At 29.3% G+C, this 12042-nt stretch carries 9 protein-coding genes; all 9 read right to left on the bottom strand.

Annotation, left to right across the window (positions count from 1 at the left end; all coding sequences use genetic code 11):
* Positions 1-268: 268 nt before the first annotated feature.
* Positions 269-1750 (bottom strand): sucrose-6-phosphate hydrolase, encoded by a 1482-nt coding sequence (locus Q6H37_RS13685; RefSeq protein WP_318742479.1) that lies wholly within the window; start codon positions 1748-1750, stop codon positions 269-271.
* Between the two features lie 44 nt (positions 1751-1794).
* Positions 1795-2751, bottom strand: coding sequence for a carbohydrate kinase (locus tag Q6H37_RS13680; RefSeq protein ID WP_318742477.1), 957 nt, complete (start codon positions 2749-2751; stop codon positions 1795-1797).
* 117 nt (positions 2752-2868) lie between these two features.
* Positions 2869-4773: a sucrose-specific PTS transporter subunit IIBC gene (locus tag Q6H37_RS13675; protein WP_318742475.1), complete on the bottom strand. Its 1905-nt coding sequence runs from the start codon at positions 4771-4773 to the stop codon at positions 2869-2871.
* 191 nt (positions 4774-4964) lie between these two features.
* A complete protein-coding gene (licT, locus tag Q6H37_RS13670) occupies positions 4965-5807 on the bottom strand; it encodes a BglG family transcription antiterminator LicT (RefSeq protein WP_318742473.1) in 843 nt (280 codons plus the stop codon).
* 272 nt (positions 5808-6079) lie between these two features.
* Positions 6080-6727 carry a DUF4397 domain-containing protein gene (locus Q6H37_RS13665; protein WP_318742471.1) on the bottom strand — a complete coding sequence of 216 codons (648 nt, stop codon included), beginning with the start codon at positions 6725-6727 and terminating at the stop codon, positions 6080-6082.
* 71 nt (positions 6728-6798) lie between these two features.
* Positions 6799-7503, bottom strand: coding sequence for an MgtC/SapB family protein (locus Q6H37_RS13660; protein ID WP_318742470.1), 705 nt, complete (start codon positions 7501-7503; stop codon positions 6799-6801).
* 302 nt (positions 7504-7805) lie between these two features.
* The gene (locus tag Q6H37_RS13655; protein ID WP_318742468.1) at positions 7806-9110 is read right to left on the bottom strand and encodes an MFS transporter; all 1305 of its coding nucleotides are present in this window, start codon (positions 9108-9110) and stop codon (positions 7806-7808) included.
* Between the two features lie 332 nt (positions 9111-9442).
* A complete protein-coding gene (locus Q6H37_RS13650) occupies positions 9443-10315 on the bottom strand; it encodes a shikimate dehydrogenase (RefSeq protein ID WP_318742467.1) in 873 nt (290 codons plus the stop codon).
* A 412-nt stretch (positions 10316-10727) separates the two neighbouring features.
* Complete coding sequence (locus tag Q6H37_RS13645; RefSeq protein WP_318742466.1) at positions 10728-11972, bottom strand: MFS transporter; 1245 nt, start codon at positions 11970-11972, stop codon at positions 10728-10730.
* Positions 11973-12042 lie beyond the last annotated feature (70 nt).

Raw genomic sequence — 12042 nt, 5'->3', positions numbered from 1 at the left:
CATGAATCTAAATATTGTTCACAGTTTTCCATTTTCACAAAAGCTATTATATCATATTTTTCAAAAAAGTCGAACATTTATTTATTTTTTACAGAAAATTTTCGTCAATGTCCAGCATTTGCTAATATTATATATATTTTTACACATATTGTACATTAATTGATTTAAAGCAAACTAAGTCATAAATATTATTTTTTACATATATTTGTAGAATTCATATAAAAAAACTCCACAAGAAATTCACTTTCTTATGGAGCATTCTAAATCGTTATATATTCCATTTTACTACTTTATTTATTTTTACAGTACCACCCTTAGCAAAAAATTTTATATCTCTGCTATTCTTTTCAGGATAAATCCTACTTGTAAAAACTTCTTCCCCATCATTTATAAATATTTCTATCGAGGAAGTATCCATGAAAATATTTAATTTTAGCTTTTTGCAAAAATCCATTTTACATTTTCTTATTCCCTTATAGCCTTTTCCACTATTATCTCTATCCAGTATGAACTTACTATTACATAAATCATAACACAATCTAGTATACTCTTCATTGTCCTTTGAACATCTTACTTTTATACCTATTTCTTCTAAATTACTTATTTCATTTAATTCAAATTCCACATAAAGCTCTAAAACATCCCCTTGAATATTTTCAAGCTGAATTTCTTCATTATCTATTATCATATCATTATATGAAATTTCTTCTTTTCTAAGTGATTTCATTTCTTCTATGGGATTTTGATACAATTTCTCACCTTTAAGCTGTAATACTCTTGGAATAGTCATTGTATGCAACCATCCATGTTTTACTGTAGGATGTTCATCCCTTTCTGGCAACCCCATCCATCCTATTAAAATTCTTCTTCCCTTATCATCTATAGTTGTTTGAGGTGCATAAAATTCAAAGCCTCTATCTAATTCTACAAACTCCCCATGTTCCATTTTTCCAGTATCATAGTTTAATTTTCCTATAAAATATCCTGATTGATATATATTATTGTATAAATCGCCTTTAGCCTCTAACCCTTGAGGACAGGCTATTAATACATCCTTACCATCTAAATGAAAAAGATCAGGGCACTCCCACATATATCCAAAATCTTTCAAACCATTTATATTGGAGCCTGTAACTTCTCCTATGAGCTCCCACTTTTTTAAGTTTTCTGATTTAAATAATAAAACTCTACCTTCCATTTCTATAGTTTGAGTGCCTAATACTGCATACCATAAATGTCCATTCTTCCAAACCTTAGGATCCCTAAAATGTCTAGTATATCCCTCTGGCTGATTATTAATTACTGGGTTATTCTCATATTTTTCAAAATTCATACCATCCTTGCTCATAGCTAAGCATTGATAAGTTTCTCTATTTCCTTCTTCATCTTTAACATTTCCAGTATACATAATAGTTAAAACACCATTATCATTAACTGCACTTCCAGAATAACACCCATGAGTTTCATAGCAATTACTTGGAACCAAGGCTATAGAAGCATCACTCCAATTGACTAAATCCTTACTTTTAACATGTCCCCAATGCTTTGATGCATGCTTTGTATCAAAGGGATTTAACTGATAAAACAAATGATACTCACCATTCATATATATAAAGCCATTAGGATCATTTAAAAGTCCTGCTGGAGGCATTATATGATATTTTAGCCTGTAATAATCAGCTTGCACCAAAGGCTTCATTTTTTCCATACTCTCATAAGCCTTTTTTAATAATTCTTCATTTCTATTCATATTTAACACCATTTCTCTATTTTGCATAAAATCAATAATATTCTTTACAGTTTTTCTATTTCTCCTAACGTTGGTAATGATGCTATAGCTCCCAATTTTGTACAGACAACAGCTCCTACCTTATTTGCAAAAGCAGTTATTTCTTCTATCTTCTCGAAATTTTCTATTAAAGACTTAGGATCTTCAAGTTCAGCTGCTTTATATAAAAATGCTCCAACAAAAGCATCTCCTGCACCTGTAGAATCTATAGATTTTATTTTTATACTACCAACTGTAGTATAATCTTTACCATTTGATATTAAAGTTCCTTCTTTTCCTAAAGTTACAGCTACAATTTTAGCTCCTAGTTTATGAATTACCTCTAGTCCTCTATTTAAATCATCTTCTCCTGATATAATTTTTATTTCTTCATCACTTACCTTTACCAAATCAGCATACTTCATGCAAAACTTAGATGTTTCTATAAATTCTTCTGTTCTTCCTTTCCACAGATCTACTCTATAATTAGGATCAAAAGCTATAAATATATTTTGTTTTTCTGCAACCTCCATAATTTTTAAATAAGTTTCTTTTGATTCTCCACCAAGAAGTGCTGTAGCAGATCCAAAATGTATTATCTTTGAAGCTTTTATTTTTTTCTCTTCTAACTCTTCATACTTTAATAATCCATCTGCACCTCTATTGAATATAAAGTCCCTTTCACCATTAGATTTTAAAGAAACAAAAGCTAGTGTAGTATTTGAATTATCATCCATAATTAACATAGAAGTATCTACACCTGCTTGATCTAAAGTATCCTTTAAAAACACTCCAAAGGCATCCTTTCCAACCTTACCTGCAAATAAAGCCTTTCCACCTAATTTAGCTATAGCTGCTGTAACGTTGGCAGGTGCTCCCCCTGCCTTTTTAACAAAATTACTTCCTGCTGATAAACTAGAGTTAACATCTGAACAAATAAAGTCAATAAGCAATTCACCTACACATAATATGCTGTTATTCATAACTATTCCTCCTAAAATTGCAGTTGCAACGATTTACAACTTAAAAATTATCCATACCAATGTAATTAACTGTGCACACTTGAAGTTACTAGTTTGAATTTTAACTTTCACTGCACTTTAATCTTTAGTATTTCCTACCAATATAAATTCATCATTTAATTCTACTTTTCCTTCTTTTACACCTTTAATAAAATTAAATTTTTCTGAATTTGTCACAACTACAGAAGTTATAGGTGATTTTGCCTTTTCTTTTACTAAATTTAAATCTACTTCTAATAATTTATCTCCAGCTTTAACATTGTCACCACTTTTTACAAAAGCTTTAAAACCTTCTCCATTCATTTTTACTGTATCTATTCCAATATGAATTAATATTTCAATACCAGATTTACTTTCTATAGCTACAGCATGTTTTGTTTCAAATAAATGAGCTATTTTTCCTTCTATAGGAGATACAACTACACCATCTTCAGGATCTATAGCCATACCTTCACCTAATAATTTTGCTGCAAATGTTTTATCTGGTACTTCTGTTAAATCTATTGATTTTCCCTTCATTGGAGCTGCTAGTTTTTCTACACTATCCAAATTATTAATAGCTTTTTCTAAATCTTTTTTAGATTCATTATCATCATTGTTCTTATTATCTGCTTCAATTTCATCCTTAAAACCAAGTATTATTGTTATTATAAAGGCTCCTCCAAAAGCTAAAACTAATCCAATTAAATAATTAATTATTGATCCTTGTTTTACAATAGCGGTTCCAGGAATGCCTGTAACTCCAACTGCAGTCATAGCTACTTTAGTAAATGCCATGTAAGCACCACCTATAGCACCACCTGCAGCAGCTGCAATAAATGGTTTTCCAAATCTTAAGTTTACTCCAAATATAGCTGGTTCTGTAATTCCAAGCAAACAAGATATTGATGCTGGAACTGCAATGGATTTTATTTTTTTATTTTTTGTTCTAAAGTATACTGCTAAAGCCGCTCCACCTTGTGCTACATTAGCCATAGACCAAATTGGCAACAAGCAATTCTTACCGATATGTGGATTAGCTAAAAGTCCTGCTTCAATGGCATGAAAGCTGTGATGTACCCCTGTTATTACTATAGTAGAATATAATCCTCCAAGTATAATACCTGCAAAAAATCCTGCTCCATTATATAATGATTGGAATCCTAATGATATTCCATCACCAATAAGCCTTCCTGCTGGTCCTATAATAAACATTGAAAAAAATGCAGTAATCATTAAAGTTAAAAATGGAGTTACAAGTATATCTAACACATTTGGAATTACTTTTCTAAGTGACCTTTCTATATATCCCATTACCCAAACTGCTATAAGTATAGGTAAAACTGTTCCTTGATATCCAACCATACTAAGATGTAAACCAAAAACTGTTATACTATTTTTTATTCCTTCACCTAATGTCCATGCATTTTGTAAACTAGGGTGAATCATAATTCCACCTAAAGCTGCTGCTAAAAATGGATTTGTATTGAATTCCTTAGCTGCACTAAAAGCTATCAAAACTGGTAAAAATACAAAAGCAGCATTAGAAAACATATCTAGAAGTACAAACATTCCACTTTTTGAATTTATCCATCCAAAAGTACTACACATTCCTAAAACACCCATTAAAAGTCCACTAGCTACTATGGCAGGTATAATAGGAACAAATATATTAGATAAAACTCTAGCAAATCTCTGCAGAGGATTCATATTTTTCATAGCTGCCTTTTTTGCTTCTCCCATGCTGGCTTTTGAAATATTTGTATTTGATATTAAAGCATCATAAACCTTGTTAACAGCTCCCTGACCTATAATTATCTGAAGTTGACCTGCACTTTCAAAAACACCCTTAACCTCTTCCATGACTTCTAATTCACTTTTATTAGCCTTCTTATTATCTTTTAAAACTAAACGCAATCTTGTAGAACAATGAGCTGCACTTTCAATATTTTTTTCTCCACCAACTAATGGCAAAATTTCTTTTGCTACTTTATTATAATCCATATCAATTTTCCTCCTTATATAACATTTTTAATAAATAACATTAAACTTGCGGCGCCTACAGCTTAATGTTTTAATTTTTAATTTAATATAAAAAAACCCAAATTGATTAAAATACATTAAAGCATAATTTAGCTTAAATATATATTAATTCAATTTAGGTTTTGCCTGACAACAGTAACAATCCTAATTTATTAATTTTTCAAAGCAGATATAACTCTCTGCAAATGTAAGGTTAAATAAACTATTTCTCCATCACTTACCATATAATCATAATTCTTTTCTATATATGCTTTAATTTTTAAAGTACACTTATAAGCATTTTCATAATTTTCCTTTACTAACTTTAAAAATGAAACTTCTTCTTCTGTTAAATGCTTTTTACTCATAACTCTTTGAGCAAAATATTTTAAATGTGTTACTAGTCTATCATAAGAAATATCATTCTCTACAAATTCTATGGTAAAATAATATTTAATTATATTTAATATATCCTGTACTATAGAAGTTATATTCATAGTACCTGTCATATTCTGCCCTATAGTTGCATTAATTAAATGTAAAGCTATGAATCCAGCTTCATCTTCTTTCATTTCAATATTTAACTCATCTTTTATAAACTTTAAAGCCCAAAGTCCAATATCATATTCCTTTTTATGAATTCTTTGTATTTCCCAAAGTAAATGATTTTCTATATATATGCCTGATATTGATCTTTTTATAGCAAAAGCTAAATGGTCTGTTAAAGCTACATATATATGATCATCTAACTTATTATCTAAAACTTCTCTTGCATGACTTATTATCTTTTCAGATACTTTTATGTATTCAAGTGGTATTTCATTTATGAGCTTTTGAAACTTTACATTTTCATTTTTATTTTCTATAGAAAACACTTTTTCAATTTTTGACTCATCTAAATTTTCTCCAACATTTTTTTTAAAAGCAATTCCTCTACCCATAATAACCTTTTCTAAACCAGTAGATTCATCTATAACAGTAACTACATTATTATTCAGTATCTTTTTTATTACCATATATATCCCCCACTACTAAAGTATACTATATAAAATAACAAAACCTAAATTAAAATAAACAAAAATGCTGTTTACTTTAATTTAGGTTTTGCCTGCATAACCAGTAACAATCCTCAATTAATTTATTATGGAATAATGATAACATTTTCACTAAAGCTTGTCAATACTAGTTAGTAAACTTTTATCCTATTAATAATACTATAAGTTCTATACAATTTAAAAACATTGCGAAGCTTTGCTTCGCAATATGCTTATTTTGTAAAGACCACATTTTAAAATTTTAAATATGTGTTTCCATCTAATGGTATTACAACTTGCAACTTAGGTTCCCTATTTACTAACCCAACTGCATAAATAGTATAAAATTTATTAGGTCCAAATCTAGTATTAGGTAAAAGTAATATTTTTTCATCTATACCTGCAGTTTTTACTTGAAGATTATAACTTCCTGGACGAACCTCTTTATATCCAGTAACTTCCTTATAGGATACATTTTTAAAAATTACATTTCCATTAGGTAATGTAATATCCACAGCAGGTGCATTTGGAGACAGATGAATAAACCTTACTTTAGATCTTCCACGTCTTAAAGGTTCTAAAGTATCTTCTATTGCTTTCAACTCCAAGTTAGGCATTATACCTATTGCAGCTAAAGTAAGTATTCTATTTTCAGGTATAATTATATCTCTATCTATTAGTGGATTTTTTTGAGTGCCTTGCTTAAAAACCCTAAATCTATATTTTCCTTGTGGTACTCTTATATATTGTGAAAATCCTTTAAATTTAATATTTGATACAATAATAGCATTATTAGCATAAACATCAACTGCTGGAGCATCTGGTGCTGCATGAAAAACTCTAATATATGAATATCCTGAACTTTGTCTAAAATAGCCATAATAATAAGAACAAAATGGCATTTAAATCACCTTTTAATATTACTACACTACATTATTATATGTGATTATAACTTTTTTGTTACTAAAAATACCTATTTTACTGTTACTCTCATAACTTCTTCTATGGATGCTAGGTGTTTAATTATTTCGGATTTTCTTACATGTCTTGGTATTAATATGGTATATAGACTCTTCATACACCCATCTTCACATCCATCCACTTCTTCAATTAAAAACTCAATATTTTTTATTTTTATACTTTTTCCTTCAAAATATCCATTAACCATTTGTACCATTCCTTGTTTATCCATATATTCTATTTCCAATTTTACTAAATTAGTCTTGTCAATAAATTTTGCTTCAAATTTTTTCAAACTAACAAGTGCAATAACTACAGCAATAGTTGACAAAATGCTTAGCACATAATAACCTAATCCAACTGCAAGTCCAATACATGCAACTACCCATAAGCTAGCAGCAGTAGTAAGTCCCTTAACAGAACCTTTCTCATGAAGTATAGTACCAGCACCTAAAAAGCCTACACCACTTACTACTTGAGCTCCTATTCTACCTATATCTGCCTTTAACGCACTACTCAATTGTGGATTTTGCCCTATCATTTCAACAGTTTTTTGAACATCATATAGTTGTATCATAGATATCACACAAGCACCTATACATACAAGTATGTGTGTTCTAAATCCTGCTGGTCTATTTTGATATTCCCTTTCATATCCTATTAATCCTCCAATAATTATAGCCAATAGCAGTCTAAATGCAACTTCATAAACTCTCATTTGATCTACTCCCTAATTTATTTGTAAATTTTCATCTTATTATAACAAACTTTAAGTTAGTATAACATAATAAATTATTATTAAGAAATTTTAAAAGTTTTTCTATATTTAATTATTTTGTTATTGAAATCATTTTAATATACAAATATAATATTGTTAAAATTTTCTTGTTGGATTATTTTTGATTTTACCTTAGCAGTTTAAAAATAATGCGACGCAAGGGTACTAGTAGAAGTTTGGATTTTAACTTTCACTGTACTCTTACATCGCATTCTGCTTATTTTACGAAATTAAATTTTTTTCTAATCAGGAATTACAACACGTTTAGGTTTACCAATAATAAATATATAAGAAAATGCTCCTAAAATACCCATGGCAGATACAAAAACTAATGCAGAAGAATATGATCCCGTTCTAGCAACTAAATATCCAACTATAGCTGGAGATAAAGTTCCTCCCAAATTAGTTATAAAATTATAAGTACTGCCACACAAACCTACTAAATTTTTGGGCATTATCTCGGATAACAGTGCCCAAGATATGGCTGATGCCATTCCCTGTCCAAAAAACGCTATGGACATAAATGCAATTATAGTATTAACATCATTTGAATAATTAGCTCCTATAATTACAGAAGACAATAATAATCCAGTAATAACAGGAAGTTTTCTCGATATACTCATTCCCATATTTTTAGAAACCATCCAGTCTGACCATCTTCCAGATACAAGAACTCCAGCAATTGCTGCAAAGTAAGGTAGTGCTCCATAAATTCCAACTTTTAATATAGGCATATGTTTTTCACTTACAAGGTATGATGGAAACCAAGTCATGAAAAAGAATAGTATTGAAGCAATTGAAAAGCCACCTATATACATCCCCCATAATTGACGGTTTGAAAATAAATATTTTAAATCTTTCACACTAATTTTTCTTTTTTCTGCTACAGTATCTGAAAGACCTCCTCCATTTTTAATAAGGTCAAGTTCTTCCTTATTAATACCTTTTGTTTTAGCAGGATCGCTATAACAAGCAAACCAAACAAAAGCAAATAAAAGTCCCAATGCTCCTGTAACTATAAATACAGCTCTCCATCCAAAATTTATCATAATCCATGTAATTATAGGTGTACAAAGTGCAAGCCCTATATATTCAGCACCAGTATAAGCTCCTATTGCAAGTCCACGTTCCTTAGAAGGAAACCATGTAGTAACAATACGTCCATTAGCCGGAAAAGCAGGTGCTTCAAAAAATCCAAGTCCAATTCTGCAAGCAATTATGTTTGCAACATTGTATGTAATAGCCATCGCTCCAGTAAAGATTGACCATCCACAAAGTGCAATTCCATATATCAATTTAGTTCCAAAACGGTCAAGAAGAAATCCACAAGGAATTTGCATACAAGTATATGACCAGCCTAATGCTGAAAATATTAACCCCATTTGTGCAGGATTTAAATGAAGATCTTTTGATAAAAACGGTGCAGCAACAGAAAGATTAGCTCTATCCAAATAATTTATAAAAGTTATTGTACATACTAAAAGCAGTATAAACCATCTTTTTTTAGTTGGTTTGTTTTGTAAATTGTTCATATTACTTTCTTTCATCAATACTCCTCCAATTCCAATTAAACTTGTCTAAATTGGTTTGTTAAATATTTGTAATTGCATTTTTGAAATTTTCAGACAATTATTCTTGTAATTTTATTTCTATTGTATTATACAAATGATCTTTTTCGTATACTTAAAATTGATTTTCACTATACTGCTTTAATATATAATAATTTATGAATTCCTTTTTTTGTTAATTTATTAACTTTTCTATTTTAATAATTGGGTTGAATTTGAAAATTCAACCCGTATGTAACTTATTGGTTACATAATATAATTCAATTTTTAGTATTCTCATAATTTATTTACTATACACATATAAATTTTAATTAGTATTTAATATCTAATACCTTTTTCATATGTTCTATAGGCATATCTTTTCCTGTAAACAATTTAAATGCAGCAGCTCCCTGGAATAACATCATTCCTAAACCATTCATTGTTTTACATCCAACTTCTTTTGCCATTTTTAACAATGCTGTTTCTCTTGGTGAATAAACAACATCTACTACAATTAAATCTGGTCTTAAGAAACTTGGATCTGGAATATAAGTTTGTCCCTCTAAAGGTTTCATTCCCATTCCAGTTGCATTTGTAAATATATAACTATCCTTAATTTCTTCCTTTAATTTATCAAGATCTGCTAAATCATATAAAGTTGCTTTACAATTTGTTTTTTCATTGATATCCTTTATTGTCTTTTCAGCACGAGCATAGAATTCATCCTTACGATTGAAAATTGATATTTCCTTTACTCCATCTAAAGCTGCTTGTATTTCTATTGCTGTAGCTGCTCCACCTGCTCCTACAATGGTCATTTTTTTACCAATAATATCGATACCAGCATCCTTTAATGCTTCCATATATCCAATACCATCTGTAATATGTCCAATTAAAACACCATTATCATTTACAATTGTATTAACTGCACCACAAAGCTCTGCTGCTTCTGATACTTTGTCAAGGTACTTGTGAACAACTGTTTTATTTGGCATTGATACATTTGATCCACGAACTTTCATTGCTCTGAAGCCTTTTATAGTATCTTCTAAATCTTCATTACCTACTTCAAATGCAAGATAAGCATAATCCAATCCTAATTTTGCAAATGCTTCATTATGCATTGCTGGTGAACTTGAATGTCTAATTGGGTATGCTATTAATCCTATAAGTTCTGTGTGTCCTGTAATTCTTTCTGCCATAATAATTCTCTCCTTTAAATTTAAAATTTTTATATATTATTGTAATCAGCCACTAATTAATATAAGTTTCCAGTAATCGTTATCTTAAAGGATATAAATAATTATTTTATATAATTTTTAAGTAAGTAATTTTACAAAAAGTATTTTTTTTTACTATCATTACTCACCATTTAATATATAGTTATTTTTTTAACATTTTGTGTTTATATTATACTATTTATATTTTAACAATTCTAATACATATTTTTATAATTATTAATAGCTTTTTTCTATGTATTGTAATCCCCTTCATAATTATTCCTTATTTTGGTACGAAAAATTTTATATTATGCAAAAAGATGACTTCTAATCAACTTAGAAACCATCTTTTCATTATAATTACTTACGCATAAACCCACTAAATTTTAAATATTTATTCTTTACATGAAATGCCGAAAACTTTATGATGCCGAATGTTAACAATTATTGCTAACAATACACCTATTCCTGTTATAACTATATTAAGTAAAATTATGTTGCTAATACTTGTTTTTGATATTATACCTGTCGCAACTGGTATAATAAAGAATGCAGCACTACATGCAGTATTAACCATACCTGTAGCTTTTCCTTTTCCTCCAGGGAAAAATTGTGCCATGGTAGTTATGGTCAATTGAAGAACCCCTCCAGCTGCTGCAAATCCAATCATAAAGCCGCATATAATACAAGTAGTAGGTGAAGGTGTTAACCATAAAATTAAAAGAAAAATCAATGAAATTAGTGGATAAACAAATAAAACTGTTACAGGTTTTATTAAACTTTTTACTAAATAAGCAGTAATAAACACTGAAATAAGTGAGCCTATACTATAATAACTTACAAGGGCCAGTGAAGCAGTTTTTGACATTCCAACTACTTCTTGTCCATATGTTGGCAGCCAAACAGAAATTAAATAGAATGTTGTTGTACAAGTAAATCCTATGGCAATAAGAGTAATTCCTTCTATTGAAAATCTAGGTTTACTAATAAAATTATTAGTTTTTTCAACAGAAGTATTTTCTTTATCATATTGATTTTTATCATATGATTTGTTTCGTTTTTTGTCTTCATCGGCAAATGGCAATTTAAACATAAACAGTCCAAGAATTACATAGCCTATTATGCAGAATATAAATGAATATCCAAAATATAAATTGTGGCTAAGCAAATATCCAACCATCAAAGGTAAAATGAATTGACCAGCTGCTATAAATGCCTTTATTAAAATATTTGCCGTACCTGCTGATTCAGGAAACGCATCCATTAAAGCAGGATATGTACCTGCATCCAAAAATGAATTTGCCATGCCTCCTATTATGGCAAATATAAATGCCACTATTACGCTTTTAGAACATAAAATGCCAACAAAAAATACTATAAATACTCCTATTCCCAAATTAACAAATAATCTACGTCCATATTTGTCGCTTAACACACCAGCAATAAGTAAGACAGCAATTTTACCTATTCCAAGTCCAGAAATAACGTATGCAACTCCAGATTTATTTGTTCCAAGTTGCAGCATAAGAGGTGCCATGCACTGTGCTAATATAATATTTTGCATTCCATCAAATAAGTAATTTAAATATAATACAAGTGCAGTAGGATAGTATCTCTTTTTTGTTATAATGTTATTCATAATATTCAGCCTCCATTTCATGCAAGAAATATATAAAATATTTCTTGCATATATAGTCCATTTGATATTT

Origin of the sequence: Clostridium sp. JS66 (assembly GCF_033561535.1) — a bacterium.
In the GTDB taxonomy this organism is placed as follows: Bacteria; Bacillota; Clostridia; order Clostridiales; family Clostridiaceae; genus Clostridium_AM; species Clostridium_AM carboxidivorans.
Note: the sequence above shows the minus strand (reverse complement) of the source record. Positions and strands in the feature narration are given on the sequence as shown.

Coding starts and splice junctions, on each gene's coding strand:
- Q6H37_RS13685 (WP_318742479.1), bottom strand. CDS start 1,750: ATGAATAGAAATGAAGAATTATTAAAAAAGGCTTATGAGAGTATGGAA.
- Q6H37_RS13680 (WP_318742477.1), bottom strand. CDS start 2,751: ATGAATAACAGCATATTATGTGTAGGTGAATTGCTTATTGACTTTATT.
- Q6H37_RS13675 (WP_318742475.1), bottom strand. CDS start 4,773: ATGGATTATAATAAAGTAGCAAAAGAAATTTTGCCATTAGTTGGTGGA.
- licT (WP_318742473.1), bottom strand. CDS start 5,807: ATGGTAATAAAAAAGATACTGAATAATAATGTAGTTACTGTTATAGAT.
- Q6H37_RS13665 (WP_318742471.1), bottom strand. CDS start 6,727: ATGCCATTTTGTTCTTATTATTATGGCTATTTTAGACAAAGTTCAGGA.
- Q6H37_RS13660 (WP_318742470.1), bottom strand. CDS start 7,503: ATGAGAGTTTATGAAGTTGCATTTAGACTGCTATTGGCTATAATTATT.
- Q6H37_RS13655 (WP_318742468.1), bottom strand. CDS start 9,110: ATGAAAGAAAGTAATATGAACAATTTACAAAACAAACCAACTAAAAAA.
- Q6H37_RS13650 (WP_318742467.1), bottom strand. CDS start 10,315: ATGGCAGAAAGAATTACAGGACACACAGAACTTATAGGATTAATAGCA.
- Q6H37_RS13645 (WP_318742466.1), bottom strand. CDS start 11,972: ATGAATAACATTATAACAAAAAAGAGATACTATCCTACTGCACTTGTA.